This is a genomic window from Nonomuraea sp. CA-143628 (assembly GCF_050942315.1).
GTDB lineage: Bacteria > Actinomycetota > Actinomycetes > Streptosporangiales > Streptosporangiaceae > Nonomuraea.
Genome location: NZ_CP192072.1, coordinates 8,459,098 through 8,479,352, shown reverse-complemented (window position 1 = coordinate 8,479,352; position 20,255 = coordinate 8,459,098). Strand labels below are relative to the sequence as shown.

Annotated in this window: 18 protein-coding genes; 10 read left to right on the top strand and 8 right to left on the bottom strand. The window is 68.9% G+C overall.

Annotated elements, in window-relative coordinates; translation table 11 throughout:
- Positions 1-215 precede the first annotated feature (215 nt).
- Positions 216-1,118, top strand: a complete 903-nt coding sequence (locus tag ACQP2T_RS38610; protein ID WP_433509824.1) for a PIG-L family deacetylase — start codon at positions 216-218, stop codon at positions 1,116-1,118.
- A 48-nt stretch (positions 1,119-1,166) separates the two neighbouring features.
- Here the strand turns inward: ACQP2T_RS38610 and ACQP2T_RS38605 are convergent, their stop codons facing one another.
- Genes ACQP2T_RS38605 through ACQP2T_RS38595 form a run of 3 tightly spaced genes read right to left on the bottom strand, consistent with a single transcriptional unit; the run spans position 1,167 to position 4,750 of the window.
- Entirely contained in the window at positions 1,167-1,937 is a 771-nt protein-coding gene (locus ACQP2T_RS38605; RefSeq protein WP_433509823.1) for a sporulation protein, read from the bottom strand.
- Positions 1,938-1,946: 9 nt separating this feature from the next.
- Positions 1,947-3,176, bottom strand: coding sequence for an SPFH domain-containing protein (locus ACQP2T_RS38600; protein ID WP_357945627.1), 1,230 nt, complete (start codon positions 3,174-3,176; stop codon positions 1,947-1,949).
- The gene (locus ACQP2T_RS38595; RefSeq protein WP_433509822.1) at positions 3,173-4,750 is read right to left on the bottom strand and encodes an SPFH domain-containing protein; all 1,578 of its coding nucleotides are present in this window, start codon (positions 4,748-4,750) and stop codon (positions 3,173-3,175) included. Before ACQP2T_RS38595 ends, ACQP2T_RS38600 begins: the two co-directional genes overlap by 4 nt.
- 141 nt (positions 4,751-4,891) lie before the next feature.
- Here ACQP2T_RS38595 and ACQP2T_RS38590 point away from each other — a divergent pair, with 141 nt between their 5' ends.
- The 5 genes from ACQP2T_RS38590 (at position 4,892) to ACQP2T_RS38570 (ending at position 12,426) form a co-directional block, all read left to right on the top strand.
- Positions 4,892-5,815, top strand: coding sequence for an ABC transporter ATP-binding protein (locus ACQP2T_RS38590; RefSeq protein WP_433509821.1), 924 nt, complete (start codon positions 4,892-4,894; stop codon positions 5,813-5,815).
- Entirely contained in the window at positions 5,812-6,663 is an 852-nt protein-coding gene (locus ACQP2T_RS38585; protein ID WP_433509820.1) for an ABC transporter permease, read from the top strand. Before ACQP2T_RS38590 ends, ACQP2T_RS38585 begins: the two co-directional genes overlap by 4 nt.
- 14 nt (positions 6,664-6,677) lie before the next feature.
- Positions 6,678-6,911 (top strand): helix-turn-helix transcriptional regulator, encoded by a 234-nt coding sequence (locus ACQP2T_RS38580; protein WP_433509819.1) that lies wholly within the window; start codon positions 6,678-6,680, stop codon positions 6,909-6,911.
- 72 nt (positions 6,912-6,983) lie between these two features.
- Positions 6,984-9,092: an excinuclease ABC subunit UvrB gene (uvrB, locus tag ACQP2T_RS38575; RefSeq protein ID WP_357946355.1), complete on the top strand. Its 2,109-nt coding sequence runs from the start codon at positions 6,984-6,986 to the stop codon at positions 9,090-9,092.
- Positions 9,093-9,171: 79 nt separating this feature from the next.
- Positions 9,172-12,426, top strand: a complete 3,255-nt coding sequence (locus ACQP2T_RS38570; RefSeq protein WP_433509818.1) for an ATP-binding protein — start codon at positions 9,172-9,174, stop codon at positions 12,424-12,426.
- A gap of 211 nt (positions 12,427-12,637) precedes the next feature.
- On the opposite strand, the gene ACQP2T_RS38565 is transcribed toward ACQP2T_RS38570, so the two are convergent.
- The 3 genes from ACQP2T_RS38565 to ACQP2T_RS38555 form a co-directional block, all read right to left on the bottom strand.
- On the bottom strand, positions 12,638-13,507 hold the full coding sequence (locus ACQP2T_RS38565; protein WP_433509817.1) for a serine protein kinase RIO: 870 nt from the start codon (positions 13,505-13,507) through the stop codon (positions 12,638-12,640).
- Between the two features lie 301 nt (positions 13,508-13,808).
- Positions 13,809-14,039, bottom strand: a complete 231-nt coding sequence (locus ACQP2T_RS38560; RefSeq protein WP_433509816.1) for a hypothetical protein — start codon at positions 14,037-14,039, stop codon at positions 13,809-13,811.
- Positions 14,040-14,091: 52 nt separating this feature from the next.
- Positions 14,092-14,400 (bottom strand): hypothetical protein, encoded by a 309-nt coding sequence (locus ACQP2T_RS38555; RefSeq protein WP_433509815.1) that lies wholly within the window; start codon positions 14,398-14,400, stop codon positions 14,092-14,094.
- A 112-nt stretch (positions 14,401-14,512) separates the two neighbouring features.
- Between ACQP2T_RS38555 and ACQP2T_RS38550 the strand changes: the two genes are divergently transcribed.
- Both ACQP2T_RS38550 and ACQP2T_RS38545 read left to right on the top strand, forming a co-directional pair.
- Positions 14,513-15,106 carry a hypothetical protein gene (locus tag ACQP2T_RS38550; protein ID WP_433509814.1) on the top strand — a complete coding sequence of 198 codons (594 nt, stop codon included), beginning with the start codon at positions 14,513-14,515 and terminating at the stop codon, positions 15,104-15,106.
- A gap of 215 nt (positions 15,107-15,321) precedes the next feature.
- Positions 15,322-16,872 carry an amidase gene (locus ACQP2T_RS38545; RefSeq protein WP_433509813.1) on the top strand — a complete coding sequence of 517 codons (1,551 nt, stop codon included), beginning with the start codon at positions 15,322-15,324 and terminating at the stop codon, positions 16,870-16,872.
- A gap of 188 nt (positions 16,873-17,060) precedes the next feature.
- Here ACQP2T_RS38545 and ACQP2T_RS38540 read toward each other — a convergent pair whose 3' ends face one another.
- On the bottom strand, positions 17,061-17,642 hold the full coding sequence (locus tag ACQP2T_RS38540) for a Uma2 family endonuclease (RefSeq protein WP_433509812.1): 582 nt from the start codon (positions 17,640-17,642) through the stop codon (positions 17,061-17,063).
- A gap of 57 nt (positions 17,643-17,699) precedes the next feature.
- A complete protein-coding gene (locus ACQP2T_RS38535) occupies positions 17,700-18,305 on the bottom strand; it encodes a hypothetical protein (RefSeq protein ID WP_433509811.1) in 606 nt (201 codons plus the stop codon).
- A gap of 162 nt (positions 18,306-18,467) precedes the next feature.
- Between ACQP2T_RS38535 and ACQP2T_RS38530 the strand changes: the two genes are divergently transcribed.
- The gene (locus tag ACQP2T_RS38530; protein WP_433509810.1) at positions 18,468-19,226 is read left to right on the top strand and encodes a glucose 1-dehydrogenase; all 759 of its coding nucleotides are present in this window, start codon (positions 18,468-18,470) and stop codon (positions 19,224-19,226) included.
- A 105-nt stretch (positions 19,227-19,331) separates the two neighbouring features.
- The gene (locus tag ACQP2T_RS38525) at positions 19,332-20,252 is read left to right on the top strand and encodes an alpha/beta hydrolase (RefSeq protein WP_433509809.1); all 921 of its coding nucleotides are present in this window, start codon (positions 19,332-19,334) and stop codon (positions 20,250-20,252) included.
- The last annotated feature ends 3 nt before the right edge of the window (positions 20,253-20,255 follow it).

The following is a 20,255-nucleotide window of genomic DNA, read 5'->3' as shown; positions in this document are numbered from 1 at the left end:
CGCCGCCCATGGGGCGATCCGCTTCAGCGCCGCCGTGAACCGTGCCATCGCATTGCCCCGCATCCGACGATCAGTCAGTTCCCGAAATCATGGTAACGACCCCGCCAAGTGCGCGGAAAGAGCAGGCCTCCTCCCTGAGTATGACCTGACATATCCCCCTTAAAGGTAGGGCGTGGAGATCGCGAGATCTTTACGCTTACTGGACGGGGGTGGGGATGAAGGGGTTGATACCGAGCTTGCGCTCGGGTTCTTTGGCGATGGCGCTGGTCGTCTACACGGTGTGTCCCGTGCCGCCGGCCATCGCCGCCACGGTGTCCGACGAGCTGGTCCTGGGGGAGCGGTTCGTGCAGGTCGTCGCCCATCCGGACGACGATCTGCTGTTCATGAGCCCCGACCTCTACGGCGGGGTGCTGGGGGAGCGGCCGAGCGTGACCGTCTATCTCACCGCGGGCGAGGGCACCGCAGGGCTGGACGACCATCATGATCCGTACGTGTACGCACGGGACCGCGTCGAGGGCCTGCGCGCCGCGTACGCCTACCTGGCGGGGGTGCGCGACGCCTGGCACAGCACGGTGATCACCGCCGGAGGGCTGCCCGTCAAGGTGGACACCCTGGTCGAGCGGCCAAAGGTGGTCCTCATCTACGCCGGGCTGCCGGACGGCGGCGACCCGCGCGCCGACGGCGGCCGTGACGCGCTGACCCGGCTGTGGGCCGGGCGTGGCTGCGTACGCGCCTTCGACCCCGCCGAGCGGCGGTGCGTGAGCCGGGCGAACGTGGTGGCGATGCTGCGTGCCATCTACCGCAGATACCAGGCGAACGTGATCCGCACCCTCGACCCCGACCCGCCGCCGCGCTGCCGCCTGTGCGACCACCCCGACCACGTGGCCTCGGCCCGCTTCGCCGCCGCCGCTGCCTCGGATCGGCGGGTACGCCTGGTGGCCTACCGCGGCTACCCGATGACGACCTGGGCGCCCAACGTGCCGCAGCGGATGCGGGAGCTCAAGCGGGAGATCTTCCACGTCTACCGGCGCCACGACTACCGGGCCAGGTCCGGCTGGCACTACCGGGCCTGGTACGACCGGATGTACAAGGTCCCGGGCCACGGCCATCGCCACTGACACGAAAGGGCGGCGTGGAGCTGTCGCTCCACGCCGCCCTTTCGGGATCTAGAGCCAGCCGCGGCGGCGCGCCATCTGCTCCAGAGCGTGCCGGAGCGCCTGGTCGGCCCCGCTCGGGTCGTCGTAGCGGACCGTGAACCGGTTGTAGGCGTCGTGGCCGGAGGTCAGGAAGCCGCCGCGCTTGTCGGCCTCCAGGATGACGTCCATCTGCCGCGGCCCGGCGATGAACGTCAGCTCCAGCTCGTTGAAGTGCCGCCGCCACTCCCCGCCCGCGTAATACTCGATCTCCTGGAAGAACGGCATCGTCGAGCCGCGCAGCGTGCCGCGTTCGAGGTCGGCTTTCTTGAAGCCGAAGCCCAGGCGGTCGAGCGCGGCGATGACGTGCTCCTGCGCGGGCAGCGGGTTGACGAACAGCGGGTCGAGGTCGCCCTTGTCCATCGCGCCGGCCAGCGCCAGCTCCGTCTGCACGCCCAGCCGCATACCGTGCAGCGGATGACCGCCGATGGCGCTGATCGGCGTCTCCCAGGGGATGACGATCTCGAACGGCTGGCTGTGCTGCGCGCCGGCGGAGAGCTGGAAGGCCCCGGCGACCTGCTGGCGCAGGAAGCCGTAGGTGGTCTTGTACTCCTCGTCGCCGCGCTCCACCTCGACCACCGCGGTCAGGTCGAGGTAGATGCCCTCGACCTTGTAATCGGCGCCGCCGCCGCGGAAGTTCACCACTCCGCGTAACGTCTCACCGGGCCGTACACCGCTGCCGGCCAGGACCGTGTCTACTTCGACGCCCGCGCCGAACGCGGCCATCAGTTTGCGGAACACCATGGGGTTCTCCTATGACCCGGGGGTCTCTCCGTTGTGATGGCCCGAGAAGCGGGGGAGCAACTGGGCCAGGAGCAAGGTCGACAGCGCGGAGTCGCCGGATCCCTGCTGGGTGCGGACCACCAGGGGTTGCGGGGCGTTCTCCGCCAGTTTGGCGCCCACGTCCAGGCGCCTGCGGGCCAGCTCGTACTGCAGCACGGCCCGGTTGTCGCGATAGGAGTCGGCCAGCCTGCGCAGTGCCTTGGCCTCGTTCTCGGCCGCGGTCAGCTCGGCGCGGCCGCGGGCCTCGATCTCCCAGCGCACCCGCTGCGCCTCCGTCTCCTGCTCTTCCAGCATGCGCGCCACGTCCTTGCGCGCGGTGTTGTGCGCGGCCTTGACCTCGACCACGCGGGCGTCACGGGTCTTCTTGGAGCGCTCGATCTCCATGAGCAGGGTGTCGATGCGGCGCTTGCGGGTCAGCTCCCACTCGCGCTCGTAGGCCGACAGCTCCTTGGCCACCTTCTCGCGGGTGGCCAGGTGCTGCTGATACTGGTCGGGCAGCTGCACGTCGGGGATGTTGGCGCCGGTGATGCGCACCCCGTAGCGGCCGAGCTGGCGGTTGAGCGCCTCCTGCATGTCGCCGACGTCGGAGCCGCGCAGGTCGTACGCGCGCTCGGTGTTGACCTTGCGGCTGCGCTGCCTGATCGCGTCCTGTACGGCGCTCGACAGCACCAGGTCGAAGTTGCCCGCGCCGATCGTGCGGACGAACGCGACCGGATCCACGATGCGGAACTTGAGGAAGAACTCGATCGACTTCAACGGTACGTTCTCCGCCGTCGGGCAGGCCACGATCGGCGCCGAGTACGGGATCTCGGTGGAGGTGTCGACGACCGCGTCCACCCGGTCCCACGGCAACCACAGGTAGTGGCGGCCCGGCGGGAGGGTGCCGGTGATGGCGCCCCAGCGGCTGCGTACGCCGGTTGTGCCCTCCTCGATCTCGATGATCGCCCGGCGCCACATCCACACCAGCGCGACGGCGAGGAAGAACAGCGCGCCCAGCGAGGCCGTCACGACGAGGTTGCCCATCACCGCCATTCCGGCGAAGTAGACGGCGATGAAGACCAGGGCCATCCAGGCGAAGCCGCGCCGGTCCTTGGGGATCACGACCGGCACGAGCTGGCCCTGCTCACCGCCGCGCAGCAGCTGGCGGATGTCGGACCAGGAGGCCAGCGACTCCTTGATCTTCGAGAACTCGCGGCTCATCGGACCTCACCCTCGATGGTCGGCAGCGTGGCGGCGAGCGCGGGCTCGGGCGCCTCGCTCACCTCTTCGGCGACCTTCTTGAGCAGTGCGGTGATCTCCGCCTCCCTGCCCTCGACGCGCTCGCCGATCTCGGCCAGCCTGCCCCGGATGGCCGCCATGTCCTCGGCCGAGAACAGCGCCGCCCCCTTGCCGCCGACCAGTTGCTGGGCCAGCGCCAGGAAGTCGATGTCGGTGTGCTCGCCCACCTGCACCACCTGCGGCAGCCGGGTCGCGACCGACTCCAGCTTGTCCAGCAGATCCTGCTGGAAGCGGTAGTCGAGGATCTCCGGCGCCTCGGCCGCGCTGAGCGCCCTGATGTCGAGCGCCTGCGCCTCCAGCAGCGCCGAGTTGGCGTTGGCGGAGGACTCCGCCTCGACCAGGCGCTGCCTGGCCTGCGCCTTGGCCTGGTGGGAGGCCCGCTCCAGCGCCGTGTCCATGCGCGCCTGGTAGCCGGCGATCTCCGCCTGGATCGCGCTCAGCGTCTCCTGCAGTCCGGCCAGCTCCTTGACCAGGTCGCCCTCGTTCTGCTCCTTGCGCAGCTGCAGCTCGTACTCGTAGGTGTAGGCCTCCTTGGCGACGCGCACCATCTCGGGGGCGGCCAGGTCCATCCGGTACTCCTGGCTGGACGGCTCGGCGTGCGTGATGTTGACGTCGGTGAGGCGTACGGCGGGCAGGAACTGCTGGTTGAGGTTGTCCAGCATGCCCAGCGTGCTCTCGCCCACCAGGTCGTAGATCTCCTCGGCCCGCTGGGCGTAGATGAGGGATCGGGTGACCTCGCTGATGGCGTTCTGCAGCTTGGACTGGAAGCCGCTGACCGAGCCGAGCACGAAGATGAACTCCGCCGGGTTCTCGATCCTGAACTGCAGGAACAGGTCGACGCTCGCCTTGACGCCCTGCTGCGTGGGGGCCTCGCTGATGGGGGCGTTGAACGGGTATTCACGGGTGGTGTTGACGATGTAGCTGACCCGCTTCCACGGGTTGAACAGCGTCACCCGGCCGGGATCGGCGATCTGCACCAGCTTGCCGAACTTGGTGATCAGCGCCTTGCAGCCCTCGGGCACCATCACCACGCTGCGCCGCCACCACAGGAAGGCGGCCGCCAGGACCAGGACCACCCAGTAGTGCGGGCCGAAGAACACATCGGTTCGGGGGATGACGTTGCCGAGCGCGCCGATCAGGCCGAGCACCACCAGGATGCCCAGCGGCACGACCACCTTCGCGGTGGTCCCCTTGGGGATCACCACCGGCGAGATCACGTGCATGCCGTTCTCGGCGAAGCTGCGGTTGATGATCTCGCCGGCCTCGTTCAGCGACGCGGACCGGGCCTCGATCAGCGTGCCCACCGACACGCCGCCGTCACGGGCCGCCGCGAAGTCGTACGGGTTGAGCGCGAAGCCCTGCACCTGGACCTGACCGGCCAGCTGGCCCGCCTGGTCCACCGCCTGGCCGACGGCGTGACGGACATCACCGCCTTGAACGACCGCCTGGGCTATGCCCTGACCTGCCTGGATCAACGCCTCTCTGGGTCGTGACATTGCACCTTCCTCTTCCGCTACGGGCGGATTCGACCGTATCGGGTGTCACTTACGGTTCGCTTGCAAGCCGTTGTCACATTCCTCTTGCGATCGGTAGTAGGTGTGCTATCAATGTAGTAGACCTACTACTGGGAGGGTCTGATGAAGGTCATGAGGGACCTGGACGAGGGTTCCGCGTTAGCCGGCCCGGTGGAGCCCGCCGTCATCGAGGTCCGTGATCTGCGCATGCGCTACGGGCCGGTGGAGGTGCTCCAGGGCGTCGACTTCACCGTGCGCGCGGGAGAGGTGATCGCGCTGCTCGGCCCGAACGGCGCGGGCAAGACCACCACGATCGAGATCCTCGAAGGCTTCCGGGTACGCTCCGGCGGCCATGCGCGGGTGCTCGGCACCGACCCGGCCGGCGGCGACGAGCGGTGGCGGGCCCGGGTCGGCGTGGTGCTGCAGTCGTGGCGCGACCACGGCCGCTGGCGGGTCCGCGAACTGCTCGATCACCTCGGCCGCTACTACCTGCCGTACTCGGACGAGGGCAGGAGCCGCCCGCTGCCCACCGACGAGCTGATCGCGGCCGTCGGGCTCGCCGAGCACGCCGACAAGCGGATCGTCCGGCTCTCGGGCGGGCAGCGCCGCCGCCTCGACGTCGCCATCGGCATTGTGGGGCGCCCTGACGTGCTGTTCCTCGACGAGCCGACCGCCGGGTTCGACCCGCAGGCCCGCCGTGACTTCCACGACCTCGTGCACCGGTTGTCGGACCTCGACGACACCACCATCCTGCTCACCACGCACGACCTGGACGAGGCCGAGAAGCTCGCCGACCGGATCCTGATCCTGGCCGGCGGGAAGATCGTCGCCGACGGCAGCGCCGACCGCCTCGCCCGTGAGGTCTCCCGTGACGCGCAGGTGCGCTGGAGCGTCGCCGGCGAACACTTCGTCCACGCCACGGACGACGCCACCGGCTTCGTACGCGACCTGTTCGCGCAGCACGGTGAGGAGATCGGCGATCTGGAAGTACGCCGGGCGACGCTCGAGGACACCTACATGGCGATCGTCAGGAGGGAAGAGGGATGAACCCCACGCTGCACGCCGCCCGGCTCGGGCTGTCCCGTGGCTGGACCGAGTTCAAGCACGCCCTGGTCAACCCGCAGGAGATCGGCTTCACCGTCGTCCTCTCCGTGGCCGTGGTCGTCGTCATGTACTTCCAGCGCGACGCGACGCTGCCCGGCACCTCGATATCGCTGGCCACCGCCACGCTGCCGAGCGTCCTCGGCATGCTGACGGCCTTCAACGGCCTGCTCGGCGCGGTGGGCTCCATGGCCGTCGAACGGGAGGACGGCACGCTGTTGCGGGCCAAGGCCCTGCCGCAGGGCATGGTCGGCTATCTGGTCGGCCGCATCGTGTCGGTGTCGCTCACCACCGTGATCAGCGTGCTGGTCGTGCTCGCGGCCGGGCTGGTCCTGCTCCCTTCAGTGGCGCGTACCGGGCCGGGCGGCTGGCTGACCCTGGTCTGGGTGCTGGTGCTCGGCCTCGTGGGTACGTTGCCACTGGGCGCGATCATCGGAGCGGTGTCCAACAGCCCGCAGACGGCGGCCGGGATGTCGATGCTCGCCGTCGGCGGGCTCACCGCCATCTCCGGGATCTTCTACCCGCTGTCGGCGCTGGCGGGTTGGCTGCAGGCGCTGGCGCACGTGTTCCCGCTGTACTGGCTGGGGCTGGGAATGCGCTCGGCGCTGTCGCCCGCCGGCCCCAGCGCGGAGATCGGCGGATCCTGGCACACCCTGGAGACCGTCGGCGTGCTCGGCGCCTGGGCCGTGGCCGGGCTGCTGCTGGCGCCCCCGATCCTGCGCAAGATGGCCCGGCGCGAGTCCGGCTCGCTGATGCAGATGCGCCGTGACCGAGCACTTCAGCGCATCGGCTGAGAAGATAGGCGGCGATGAGCGAGATCGTCTACAACCGCATCGCGTTGCTGCGCACCGAACGCGGTGTCACCCGCAGGCAACTCGCCGACGCTCTGGGCGTGCACTACCAGACGGTCGGCTACCTGGAACGCGGCGAATACAGCCCCAGCCTCTACCTGGCGCTGCGGATCGCCGAACATTTCGAGGTGCCGGTCGAGGTCGTCTTCTCCACCACCCCCTTCCCTCGGATCGGGGAGCGGTCCGCCTGACGGAGGCTTTCTGCGGGGTCCCCCCTGACCAGGTGACGGTTTCTGTCAGTGGCGCCGCCTAAAGTGGGCAGCATGCGACCGGTCACTGATTTGCAGCGGAAGGTGGCGCCCTTCGAGGTCGTCACCGAGATGACTCCCTCCGGCGACCAGCCGACGGCCATCGCCGAGCTGGAGCGCCGCGTCAAGGCCGGGGAGAAGGACAACGTCCTGCTGGGCGCCACGGGCACCGGCAAGACGGCTTCGATCGCCTGGCTGATCGAGCGGCTGCAGCGGCCCGCGCTGGTCATGCAGCCCAACAAGACACTCGCGGCGCAGTTCGCCAACGAGCTGCGGGAGATGCTGCCCAACAACGCGGTTGAATATTTCGTCTCTTATTACGACTACTACCAGCCTGAGGCGTACGTCCCGCAGAGCGACACGTACATCGAGAAGGACTCCTCGATCAACGACGAGGTCGAGCGGTTGCGTCACTCGGCGACCAACTCGCTGCTGACCCGCCGCGACACGATCGTGGTGGCCTCCGTGTCCTGCATCTACGGCCTGGGCACGCCGCAGGAATACGTCGACCGCATGGCCAGGCTCCGCGTCGGCATGGACGTCGACCGCGACCAGCTGCTGCGCCGCCTGGTCGACATGCAGTACACCCGCAACGACCTCGCCTTCACGCGGGGCACCTTCCGGGTGCGCGGCGACACGATCGAGATCATCCCGAAGTACGAAGAGCTGGCCGTACGCATCGAGATGTTCGGTGACGAGATCGAGAAGCTGTCCACCATGCACCCGCTGACCGGCGAGGTCATCACCGAGGACGAAGAGCTCTACATCTTCCCCGCCTCCCACTACGTCGCCGGCGAGGCGCGGATGGCGATGGCCGTCAACGGCATCGAGGCGGAGCTGGCCGAGCGGCTGTCGGAGCTGGAGCGGCAGGGCAAGCTGCTGGAGGCGCAGCGGCTGCGCATGCGCACCACCTACGACATCGAGATGATGCGCCAGATCGGCACCTGCTCCGGCATCGAAAACTACTCACGCCACATGGACGGCCGCGAGGCGGGCAGCGCCCCCAACACGCTGCTCGACTACTTCCCGGAAGACTTCCTGCTGGTCCTCGACGAGTCCCACCAGACCGTGCCGCAGATCGGCGCCATGTACGAGGGCGACGCCTCCCGCAAGCGCACCCTGGTCGACCACGGCTTCCGCCTGCCGTCGGCACTCGACAACCGCCCGCTGAAGTGGGAGGAGTTCCTGGAGCGCATCGGCCAGACCGTCTACCTGTCGGCCACGCCCGGCTCCTACGAGCTGGGCCGGGTCAAGGGCGACGTGGTCGAGCAGGTCATCCGGCCGACCGGGCTGGTCGACCCCGAGGTGATCGTCAAGCCCACCAAGGGACAGATCGACGACCTGGTCCACGAGATTCGCGAGCGCGCCGACCGCGACGAGCGGGTCCTGGTCACCACGCTGACCAAGAAGATGTCGGAAGACCTCACCGACTACCTGCTCGAGCTGGGCATCCGGGTCCGTTACCTGCACAGCGAGGTCGACACGCTGCGCCGCATCGAGCTGCTGCGCGAGCTGCGCTCCGGCGAATACGACGTGCTGGTCGGCATCAACCTCCTGCGCGAGGGCCTCGACCTGCCCGAGGTGTCGCTGGTGGCCATCCTCGACGCCGACAAGGAAGGCTTCCTCCGCTCGGAGACCTCCCTGATCCAGACCATCGGCCGGGCCGCCCGAAACGTCTCAGGACAGGTCCACATGTACGCCGACAAGGTCACCCCGTCGATGGAGCGGGCCATCGACGAGACCAACCGGCGGCGGGCCAAGCAGATCGCCTACAACCAGGCCAACGGCATCGACCCGCAGCCGCTTCGCAAGAAGATCGCCGACATCCTCGACTCGTTGCAGCGCGAGGACGCCGACACCGACCGCCTCCTCGGCGGCGGTCGCCAGCAGTCGCGCGGCAAGGCGCCCGTGCCCGGATTCGCCGCCCGCCAGGCCGGGCAGCACGCCAAGACCATCGCGGGGGAGATGCCCCGGGCACAGATGGAGTCGTTGATCGAGTCGCTGACCGAGCAGATGCACCAGTCGGCGGCCGACCTGCAGTTCGAGGTGGCCGCCCGGCTGCGCGACGAGATCAAGGAGCTCAAGCGGGAGCTGCGCGACATGCGGGAGGCGGGGGTCCAGTAGGCCAACCGGGCCGGGCTGGACCCGGCCGGGACAGCGGCCCATAATAAATGATCCATCGTCCATCCGGGGGTCGAACGGCGTGGTCCTGCCCAACTCACCGAGCCGGGCCCCTGCCGACCCGCCTTCTGGCACCGGTTCGGTGCGGCTGCAGATCCTCGGTCCGTTGCGGCTGTGGCGCGATGGCGCCGAACTGGACGTCGGCCCCCGGCAGCAGGCGCAGCTGTTGGCCCTGCTGCTGGCGCGGGTGGGCCATCCGATCAGCACGAGGGAACTGATCGACCTGATCTGGGCCGACAACGCCCCAGCCAGCGCGCTCAACCTCATCCAGAAGTACATCGGGGCATTACGGCGGGTGCTCGAACCCGCTGTCCCCGCCCGCGCGGCCGGCACCTACCTGCACCTTCGAGGCAACGCGTACGTGTTCAGCGCCGCTTCCGGCACGCTGGACCTCGTCGCGTTCAGAAGGCTTCTCGAAGCCGCCCAGGCCGCCCTCGCTCAGCAGGCTCGCGAAGTGGCGCTCGACGACTATGTCGAGGCACTCGGCCTCTGGCGGGGCCTTGCGGGGGACGGACTGCCCTTCGGATCGAGCGCGACGTCGATGCTGAACGCCCTCGACGACGAATTCCACGCCGCCTGCGTGGCGGCGGCCGAGCTGGCCGTGTCGTTAGGCCGTCCGGAGCAGGTGATCCCGCCGTTGCGGCTGGCGGCGTCGATGGCACCGTTTCATGAACCCGTACATGCCGCCCTCATCACCACCCTCGGCGCCGCTGGGCGGCAGGCGGAGGCGCTGTCGGCGTTCCATGCGATCCGTGACCGCCTCGCCGAGGAACTCGGCATCGACCCCGGCCCGGCGCTGCAGGAGGCGCACCTTCGCGTGCTGACACAGACTCCGCCTGCGCCGGTGGTGACGGGCGCGCCGCGTGAGGGCGGCCACGTGCCGGTGGTGACAGGCACACCACGTGAGGGTGAGGACGCGCCGGCGAGGCAGGAGTCCAGGCTGGTCGGCCGAGGCGAGGAACTCGGCGTGCTGCGGCAGGCCATCGAGGCGGCACTCACCGGCCGCTCGGCGCTCGCCATCGTCGAAGGCGAACCGGGCGTGGGCAAGACCCGCCTGCTGCAGGAAGCCGCCGCCGAGGCGAGCCGGCTCGGCCCGTTCGTGGTCTGGGGTTCCTGCTTGGAAGGTGATGGAACACCGCCGATGTGGCCGTGGGAGCAGGTGCTCCGTCCGATCCTCGACAGCCTGCCGGCGCCGTTGCGGGAGAAATGGCTCGCCAGTGATCTCGGCGGCCTCCTCGAACCGCGAAACGACAGCGCGGCCACGCCAACGGTTCCTGACAGCGGCGCCCAGTTCCGCCTGTTCGAACAGGTCGTCACCGTAGTCGGGCTGGCCTCGGCGCAACGGCCCACGCTGCTGATCCTCGATGATCTCCAGTGGGCTGACACCGCCTCGCTCCAGCTGTTCGGCCACCTCGCGGCCCGGTTACCCGCCGGCACGGTGATCATCGGCGCGCTCCGTGATCGCGCACCCGTACCCGGCTCTGACTTGTCGCGGGTCCTGGCCGCGGCCGGTCGGCTGCCGGATCACCGCAGGATCCGGCTCGGCCCGCTCGGCTTGACCGAGGTGACCGAGCTCATCCGCCGCGAAATCGGCCAGGACCCGGGCGTTGATATCGCCCGTGGCATCCATACCCGTACGGCCGGCAATCCGTTCTTCGTCCGGGAGCTGTCCCGGCTCCTGAGCGATGGCGGCTCGCTGCGCGACGGCGAGGCAGCAGTGCCGGCCGGGGTACCGGCCACCGTACGAGACGTCATCCGCGACCGGATGGCCGGTCTCGACGACGGCGCTCGCGACCTGCTGCATGTCGCCGCGCTCATCGGCCGCGACGTGGACCTCGCCCTGCTCGCCGCCGCAGGCGGCGTCGACGTCGCGGACTGCCTCGAACGCCTCGAACCGCTGCAGGCGCTCGGTCTGCTGGAAACCAAGCCGGAAAGCCCGCACTCGCTACGGTTCGCGCACGACCTGGTCCGCGAGTCGGTCACCGAGACCACGACGCGGCAGCAGACCGTCCACCTGCATCTGCTGGTCGCCGACGCCATCGAACGCATCCATGTGGACGACGAGCCTGTCGCCGAACGCCTCGCCTACCACCTCTGGGCCGCCGGCCCGCTCGCCGACCCGGCTCGCACCGCGCAGGCACTGACCCGTGCCGGGCGCCGTGCGGCGACCAAGCTCGCGTTCGCGGCCGCCGGTCGGCACCTGGAATCGGCCGCCCAGATCGCGCGCACGGCCGGCCTGCGGGACCTGGAGCTGTCGGCGCTGTCACTGCTCACCCTTGTTGCCAGCAGGCACGCGGGATACGGCGGTTCGACGTTCGACCTGCTGGAGCGGGCCGAGTACCTGGCCCGCATGCTCGGCCGCGAGAGGGAGGCCGTCCATTTTCTGTTCGTTCGGCTCGTCGGGGCCTACACCTCGATCGAGAAGGACCGTGGGAGGTGGGCTCGCCGAGTGTACGAGCAAGGACAGGCGTCCGCCGACCCGACCATCCAGGCGTACGGTCGGCATGGCTGGGGCCTGTACCAGTGGGACATCGGCAACATCGGCGAGGCGTACCGCTTCCTCAGCGTGCAAGGCCACACCAGCCCGCACCATGGCCCCGGAGACCCCGGACCGTGGAAGGTGCCGAACGAACGGATCGGCTGGCTGGCCGTGATCACCGCGCTGCACGGCGATGTCGAGACGGCACGGTCCGCGATCGACAAGGCGTACCTGGCCGACGAAGACCTGTTCGCGATGTCGGCCTGGGCCTATTACCACACCATGGCGGCCTCGATGGCCGGTGACGCGCGATGGGCGATGTGGGCGGGCGAGCGGTGGATCGCGGCCGGCGCCGACCGCTCCGGCGTCGCGCACGAGCACTACATCTGGCTGGACTGGCACTGGGCCTGTGCACTCACCGGCGACGACCCGGCCGGCAAGGCGGCAGAGGCCGAACGACTCCTGGCCGCGACCCTCCTCGACCCGCCGCGATGGGGCATCGCATACCACTACGGACTGATCGCCGAGATGTGGCTGGCCGCCGATATGCCCGACGCGGCCGCGACCGCCCTCGACCGAGCCGACCAGGCCCTCACGACCTACGGCCAACGTTACGCCGAAGGGCTCCTGCTGTTGCTGCGCGCGCGCCTGCTGCACGCCCGCGGCGAACCCGTCGACGTCGTGCGAGCCGCCGCCGAAGCAGCCCGCGCCCGATCGGCCGAACGCGGGGCCTACCTCTTCGCGCGCCGCTCCGAGCGGTTCCTGGCCGAAATCGACCAGAAATCGCCGGACATTTGATCGCGCTGGACCGGCCCCGACCCAAGCCCACCGCCGCGGCGCTGTGACAGCGGCCGGAGAGCCGGGCTTCCCGGCCCCTATGACACGGGGCCGAAGAGTGGGCTTTGCGGCCGTTGGGACTGAGGGCTTTGCGGCTGGTGTGGCAGAGGGCCGGAGAGTGGGCCTTGGCGTCGCTGCGCCTTCGTCTCAGGCCCTCGCCCTCTGGTGGGCGTCAGAGCATTCCGGCCTCCGATTGGAGCAGGGCGGAGAGAGCGTCGGGGTCTGCTGACGTGACGCCCTTCGCGGCGAACCAGGTGGCCACGTTGCGGGCGTCCCGGTCGAGGAAGTGGGTGCCCGTGGGGTGGGAGATCACGTCGACGATCTGGGGAAGGTCGATGATGACCAGCCTGCCCTCGTGGACCAGCAGGTTGTACGCCGACAGGTCGCCGTGGGCCAGACCCTCTCTGGCGAGGATCACCAGCGCCTCCACCAGCTGGGCCCAGAGGTCGTCCAGGTCGTCCGAGACGTTGGCGAGGCGAGGTGCCGCGTAGCCGTCCGGAGTGCCGATGAACTCTTGAAGGATCTCAGTGCCGACGATCTGGACCGGATAGGGGACCGGCAGGCCGAGCTCGGTCAAGCGACACAAGGCGCCGAACTCGGCGGCGGCCCACTGCCCGGCGATGAGCTGCTTGCCGAAGGCGGTCCGGTTGGCCATGGCGCGATTCATGCGGCTTTCGCGGGTGCTGCGGCCTTCCAGATAGCCGGCGTCCCGGTGGAACAACCGATGCTCCGCTGAGCGGTAGCGCTTGGCGGCCAGCAGGCAGACGCGATCGGTGTCCGGCACACCGCGGGAGAGCAGGTGGACGTCGGCTTCCTTGCCGGTCTTGAGGATGCCCAGCTCGGTGTCCACGGCGGCGAGCTCGGTGACGAGCCAGCGCGGGTGCGGCTTCGGGCCACGCTCGGTGGGCGTGCTCTGGTCCCAGGTCGACCAGCGGTCCCCAGTGGGTGGTCCGTCGTCGACGGGGCTGCTGTCGAGCCATTCGAGATCGTCGGCGTCGAGGGCGTACTTGCCCCGGCGGCGGGGCGAGGAGTGCTTGGGCACGGTGGGATTTCTCCAGAAATGAGGCCCACCGGCGCAGCGATCAGCTTGGCGAGATCCCGGTGGGGAGGTCAGAGGACGCGGAAAACGGCACGCGAACAGTCGTCATCACGGTCTCAACCTCCCTTCGCCCTCCATGCACAGGCTGCGATACGCGCTGTGAGATGCACTGATTACACAGTTGCGTAACGCGCTGTGGTCAGCCTGGCTGAGTATGCCGAGCGGGGGCCGGTCGCGGCAACTGAATTTCGGCCTCCTCACACACGCCCACCCACCCAGACCGGCACGCGTGGACGGCCGAATGTTATTCCAGAGCGGTGCTGGAGCTGGTGTCAAGGTCGCCGGGCGGCAGTGGGACGCGGGCGCGCCGGTCGGTGAGGAACACCGGCCCGGTGCGGCGCCCGTCGAGCAGGCGGGGTAGCAGCCGGGCGGTGGGGGTGCGCCAGACGATGACGTCGACCGCGCCGCCCTTGCGCCGCACGCTGGCCCGCCGGTTGCGCGGGTCGAGCTCGTCGACTTCGACGCTCAGGACCACCAGGCCGGAAAGTCACGAAACACGGGTGCTCGAACGCGGTGGTGCGGTGACGCTAGGACGTGACATAGATGCTGGTCGCGGGGAAAGGGATCCACCTGACGTCGCCCGGGGGCATGTGGACAGGCGCTCCCTGGCAGTCGGCCAGGGGGAACAGCACCACCAGACTGTCGGTGTGGTTGTAAGCCCGTTCGGCGGGGGCGATGGAGTGGCATCCCTCGGCAGGGTTTACGAGGGCGGCTACATCGTCGTTGCGGGACCACAGTTGCACCCATCCTTGTGCGGCGGATGCGGGGGCGGCGACGGCGAGTGCGCTGCCTACTGCCAGGGCGGCGACGGTGGCGGTGAGGGCGAGAGTGCGCATAGGACCTCCTCGTGGCTCACATGGAGACCGTCTCCAAGCAAGACCTGACAAATAGTAATGATTCAATTACTAGTTGTCACTGTCGGTGACTGGGGCCGACCCAGGGCTTCCGATGCCGGGTCGAACAAGCCACCGCAACTGCCTGGCTGGGGCCATCCCGGCCGAGCATGTCGCCATGTGGCCTGGCGGCACGGTCGGGGGTGCCGCGGGGCGCGTAGCCGGGCAGGTGGGCCAGGCGCATCTGGTTGGTCGTCTCGGTGAGCCGCTCGATATCCCCGTGGCCGTGTGGCCGACCCTTGAGCGAGAAGACGGGCTGGAGCCTCGGGTCTGCCATGACCTGTTCCAGATACGCCGAGGTGAAGTCTCGGCCCGTCGCCGGGTCGCCGCCAGAGCCGGAGGTGGCCGACTCGCCCGCTCCCAGGGGTGGGATCTGCCGGATGAGATCCTGTCGCACATCTCGCCCGGCCACAGCGACGGCATCAACTTCTCCGGCGTCATCAACGTGGACGTGGAGGCGGAGCCGGCCAAGCCCGACACCAGCGGCCGGCGGCCGTTGCGCCCCGCGCGGTTGCGCAGGCTCGGAATGACGTCCCGGGCCGCCCCCAGCGCGAGCTTCGGTCTGTGGCGATGGCCGACGCGGCGCGTCCGGGTGCATGAGTCGGCCGCGCCCGCTTCGAAGGCCGCTGACCCTCAGCCATCTGGATAGAACCAATTTGAAATGAGTTGCCCCGCCTACTGGACAATCCCCGCACGCTGTGGCCATCGGTCGGGCGAATAGTCAGTTCCTGGCGAGGTGCATGATGAGAATTGAGATGTCTATCTCGTTGCGCGAAGCGGAATTTCATGCCCTTGTCAGTGGAGTCGACCTGCTGACAACCCTTCTGACCTGGGGTGGAGCATCTTGGGTGGCAGAACGAGTGCGTGACTTCGGCCAGTAAGACTGTCGTTTCGTTTTTTCCGGTGTATGCGGGCGATGAATGCGGGGAAAAGCGTTCACGGCAGGCCGTTAGAGTCAACTCCATGGAATGGAATTTTCAATCGGCCGAAGACCTCGCAGCCGCATTGCGTGCCGGTGAAGTGAGCTCGGTCGAACTGGCCGACGAGGCGATCGCCCGTATCGAGCGGGACGACAAGGTGATCAACGCTATTTGCGTGCCGGACTTCGACCGTGCGCGGGCCGCCGCGCGCGACGCCGACCAGGCGCGCGCCCGCGGCGAGGACCGGCCGCTGCTCGGCATCCCGGTGACGGTCAAAGAGTCCTACAACATCGCCGGGATGACCACGACCTGGGGCATGCCGCCGCACCGGAACTATCTGCCGGCCGAGGACGCGGTGCAGGTGTCGCGGCTCAAGGCGGCAGGCGCGGTGGTGCTCGGCAAGACCAATGTGCCGTTGGGGCTGCAAGATATACAGAGCTTCAACGAGATCTACGGCACCACCAACAACCCGTGGGATCACGGTCGCACGTCGGGCGGATCCTCCGGCGGATCGGCGGCGGCCCTGGCGTCCGGATTCGGCGCGCTGTCCATCGGCTCCGACCTCGCCGGCTCGCTGCGCACCCCCGCGCATTTCTGCGGCGTCTACGCGCACAAGCCGACGCTCGGACTGGCGGCCAACCGCGGTATGGTCCCGCCGTCCGAGCCGGCATTGCCGGTCGACCTCGACCTCGCCGTCGTCGGTCCGATGGCGCGCACCGCCCGCGACCTCACGCTCCTGCTCGACGTCATGGCCGGACCGGACCCGCTGACGCGCGGCGTGGCGCACCGTTTGGCGCTGCCGCCCGCCCGCCACGAGCGGCTCCGCGATTTCCGGGTCTTGGTCCTCGACGAGCATCCGCTCATTCCGACCGGGGCCGCCGTGCGGGCGGGCGTGAACCGGGTGGCCGCCGCGCTCGTCGACGGCGGCGCCCGCGTCGGACGGCACAGTCCGCTGCTGCCCGATCTGACCGAAGCCGCGATGCTCTACATGCGGTTGCTGATCTCGGGGTCCGTTGCGCGTTTTCCCATCGAATCGCTTGAGCAGTTGCGGACCCGCGTCGCCGGACTGAGCGCGGACGACCAGAGTCTTGACGCCGTGCGGCTGCGCGCCATGGTGTTCAGCCACCGCGACTGGATGGAGGCGAACTACCGCCGCGAGGTCCACCGCCACGGCTGGCGGCAGCTGTTCGCCGAGTTCGACGCCGTGGTGTGCCCGATCACGCCGACGCCCGCGTTCCCGCACGACCACAACCCCAATCCGTTGGAACGGCGCATCGACATAGACGGCGTCGAGTACCCGTACTTCGACCAGCTCGTCTGGGCCGGCCTGGCCACCATGCCCGGCCTGCCCGCCACCGCCATACCCGCGGGCCGGTCCCCCGAGGGCCTGCCGGTCGGAGTGCAGCTCATCGGTCCGATGTTCGAGGACCGCACCCCGCTGCGGCTGGCCGAACTGCTCGAGCAGAAGATCGGCGGCTTCCAGGCGCCGAAATAGAGCGTATTGTCGGGTATCCGTCGAGGACGAGGCGGTTGAACTGTCGGCGCGGCGGCTCTCGCTGCCGTTTCTGCTCGAAGGTCGGCTCCCCATGACGCGGCAGGCACAGGCGGCGCGCGCCATGCTCAACAACGGTGCCAGCGTGGAGGAGTATGAGGCGTTCATCCACCGCACCTGGGGGCGAGAGGTCAGCGGATGGAATTGTCCAGATCGAGGTCGATGTCCACGGGGAAACCAATGTCGGTCTGTAGACGCTTGTGGTGGATGCCGGTGGGCAAGTAGGCCCGGACCACCGGCTCGAGCTCGAACGTGTAGACGACGGGCTTGGCGTCGTCGTCCTTTTCCACCCGCCAGAAGTACTTGATGCCGGCATCCGAATATTTGATGGGCTTCGTCGTCCGGTCGCGTTCTCTCGACTCCTCGGACACCACCTCGATGACCAGGTGGACGTCATCTGGCTTGAAGGACGTAACAGAGGAGTTGTTCAGCGCCGAGCTCTTCACAAGGAGAATGTCGGGTTCGGGACGCTGCCGCAGGCCGAGTGTCACGGTCATCTCGCGGGCTACGACCAGGTGTTCTGGTGGCGTGAGGCGCCGTTCGAGAAGACGAAGAACCCACATGTGGAATGCGGTCTGCGGCGACATCAAGATGAGTGACCCATCGATCAGCTCGACGTGCTTGGGCGCGTCGGGGGGGAGGTGATCGAGCATGTCGGCGGTCCATCCGCCGGGAGGGCCGGGATAGAACCACTCAGGAAATGCCGCGGTCATCACACATCTCCTCAAAAAGCTCACTTAACGAAGCCATTATGCCACGCCAGGTAGTCGTCAGGGGAGGTCCCGGCGCTCCTGCGTGCTCCTGCGATAAAGCTCGTCGATCTCGTCGAGGGGGTCCGGCGGGCGGCGGCGGGCCTCGATCTCCAGCTCCGTGCGGGAGTGGAGGTCGTCGATTCCGGCCGAGGCGTGCTGGAGCTGGTCGCCGAGGAGGTCGGCCCGGATGCGGGCGCACATGGCGGTCAGCTTGGCCTGGTGCTCGCGTAGGCGATCGAGCGTGACGTGGTCGACGTACGGCGAGGCGCGGCGTTGCTGGGCGTACATGGCGAGCTGCCCGTCGTGTACGTCCGCTTGGGTAGATAGGTCGGCCAGGAGCCGTGGGAGGTCGCCGAGGCCCCAGCCCTGGCGTTGGGCCTGTTCGACGGCCTGGCGGGTGATCGAGACCTCGCGGCGCAGGTCGAGGCGGAGGCGTTCGACCTCCCCGGCGTCGCCGGAGCCCATGGCGTTGACGTGCGTGGTCAGCTGGGTCGCCGCCTGCCTGGCCTTGATCGCCGCCTTCTGGCCCAGCTTGACCAGGAAGTAGATGCCGACGCCGGCCACCAGACCCAGGAAGCCCAGGATCGCGAGGATGATGAGAAGGACCTCGGCGATCGTCCCCACCTCCTGCTGACCGTCGACCGCCGGCTGCTGAACGGTCGTTGCTTAGAGGATAGTGCGAGCGCGGGGCAGGTGCGTGACCAAGCAGCCTCTGCCTCACCAAGCAAGCTCTTGATTGTTGTCGCGGGTGCGTGATTCAGTTCACGTACCGCGAAGGAGCCACGCATGCTTGATCGCAAGGTAGTGCTCATCACCGGCGGCGCCAGGGGCATGGGGGCCGCGACGGCCCGCCGCTGTGTCGCGGCCGGGGCGAGCGTCGTGATCACCGATGTCCTGGTGGAGGACGGCACCGCCACCGCGAAAGACCTCGAATCCCGATTCATCCCGCACGACGTGACGAAGGAGGATCAGTGGGCTGATGTGGTCGAGGAGGTCCTTGACGCATACGGCCGGATCGACGGGCTGGTCAACAACGCGGGCATTGTCCGCTCGGCGCTCCTGGAGCAGCACACGCTCGACGACTTCGAGCGCGTGCTCAAGGTGAACCTCGTCGGCGTCTTCCTCGGGCTCAAGTCGGTGGTCGCGCCGATGCGCGCGTTCGGCGGCGGCTCGATCGTGAACCTGTCGTCTGCGGCCGGTCTGACGGCGCTTCCCGGCGCGGGCGGCTACGGTGCGTCCAAATGGGGTGTCCGCGGGCTCACCAAGATCGCCGCGATCGAGTACGCCCCCCACCGGATCAGGGTCAACTCCGTACATCCCGGGATGATCGTCACCCCGATGACGCTCCGGCACGGCGCGGTCTCGGGCGAGGGCACGTTCCCGCGGGCCGCTGCCGGGCGGTGCGGTGAGCCCGAGGAGGTGGCGGAGGCCATCGCGTTCCTGCTGTCCGACGCCGCCTCATACGTCACGGGCGCGGAGTTGGCGGTGGACGGCGGCTGGACGGCGGGCGATACCGCCATGCTCCCACGGACGGAGGCCGAGTGAACGATGGCGATCGACGAGGTCACCATGCTCCCACGGACGGAGGCTGGGTGAACGATGGCGATCGACGAGGTCACCATGCTCCCACGGACGGAGGCTGGGTGAACGATGGCGATTGACGAGGTCACCAGGGCGGTCATCGACGTGATGACGGCGGTCTTCCCCAAGGTGGGCACCGAGGTGACGGACGCCGCCGAGGCCCGGCGGATCCTGGCCGAGATGCCCCAGCCGGAGGCGGAGCCGTACAAGGTGGGCCGGGTGGACAACCGCATGGCCGGGGATCTGCCGGTACGTGTCTACTGGCCGCCGACGGAGCGAGAGGCGCGGCCGGTGGTCGTGTACTTCCACGGTGGCGGGTTCACGCTCTGCACCTTGGACACGCACGACTCCGTCTGCCGGCTGATCTGCACGGACGCCGACGTGATCGTGGTGTCCGTCGACTACCGGCTGGCGCCGGAGCATCCGTATCCGGCCGCCGTCGAGGACGCCTACGCCGCGACCCGCTGGGTGTACGAGCACGCGCGGGAGCTGGGCGCGGATCCCGGCAGGCTGGTGGTCGCCGGTGACAGCGCGGGCGGGAACCTGGCGACCGTGACCTGCCTGAAGGCCAGGGACGAGGGCGGGCCGCCGATCGCGCTGCAGGTGCTGGTCTATCCCGTCACCGACGCCGCACAGGACGCGCCCTCGTACGCGGAGAACGCGGAGGGATATTTCCTGACCACGGCGCACATGCGGTGGTACTGGGACTGCTACCAGCCCGACCACGCGAGGCGCGCCGAGCCGTACAGCTCGCCGATCAACGCGGACGTGAGCGGACTGCCGCCCGCGCTGGTGATCACGGCGGAGCACGATCCGCTCCGGGACGAGGGCGAGGCGTACGCGGAGCGGCTGCGCGCGGCCGGGGTGGACACGCAGAGTGTGCGTTATGCCGGGATGTTCCACGGGGCCTTCGGGCTGGGCGCCATGCTGCCCGTCGCCAAGGAGGCCGAGGAGCGGGTCTGCGCCACGATCAAGGAGCAGGTGGGGTAAAAG

Bases quoted from the DNA above. Each gene is read 5' to 3' on its own strand.
- ACQP2T_RS38610 (WP_433509824.1), top strand. From the start codon at position 216: ATGAAGGGGTTGATACCGAGCTTGCGCTCGGGTTCTTTGGCGATGGCG.
- ACQP2T_RS38605 (WP_433509823.1), bottom strand. From the start codon at position 1,937: ATGGTGTTCCGCAAACTGATGGCCGCGTTCGGCGCGGGCGTCGAAGTA.
- ACQP2T_RS38600 (WP_357945627.1), bottom strand. From the start codon at position 3,176: ATGAGCCGCGAGTTCTCGAAGATCAAGGAGTCGCTGGCCTCCTGGTCC.
- ACQP2T_RS38595 (WP_433509822.1), bottom strand. From the start codon at position 4,750: ATGTCACGACCCAGAGAGGCGTTGATCCAGGCAGGTCAGGGCATAGCC.
- ACQP2T_RS38590 (WP_433509821.1), top strand. From the start codon at position 4,892: ATGAAGGTCATGAGGGACCTGGACGAGGGTTCCGCGTTAGCCGGCCCG.
- ACQP2T_RS38585 (WP_433509820.1), top strand. From the start codon at position 5,812: ATGAACCCCACGCTGCACGCCGCCCGGCTCGGGCTGTCCCGTGGCTGG.
- ACQP2T_RS38580 (WP_433509819.1), top strand. From the start codon at position 6,678: ATGAGCGAGATCGTCTACAACCGCATCGCGTTGCTGCGCACCGAACGC.
- uvrB (WP_357946355.1), top strand. From the start codon at position 6,984: ATGCGACCGGTCACTGATTTGCAGCGGAAGGTGGCGCCCTTCGAGGTC.
- ACQP2T_RS38555 (WP_433509815.1), bottom strand. From the start codon at position 14,400: ATGCGCACTCTCGCCCTCACCGCCACCGTCGCCGCCCTGGCAGTAGGC.
- ACQP2T_RS38550 (WP_433509814.1), top strand. From the start codon at position 14,513: ATGCCGGGTCGAACAAGCCACCGCAACTGCCTGGCTGGGGCCATCCCG.
- ACQP2T_RS38540 (WP_433509812.1), bottom strand. From the start codon at position 17,642: ATGACCGCGGCATTTCCTGAGTGGTTCTATCCCGGCCCTCCCGGCGGA.
- ACQP2T_RS38530 (WP_433509810.1), top strand. From the start codon at position 18,468: ATGCTTGATCGCAAGGTAGTGCTCATCACCGGCGGCGCCAGGGGCATG.
- ACQP2T_RS38525 (WP_433509809.1), top strand. From the start codon at position 19,332: ATGGCGATTGACGAGGTCACCAGGGCGGTCATCGACGTGATGACGGCG.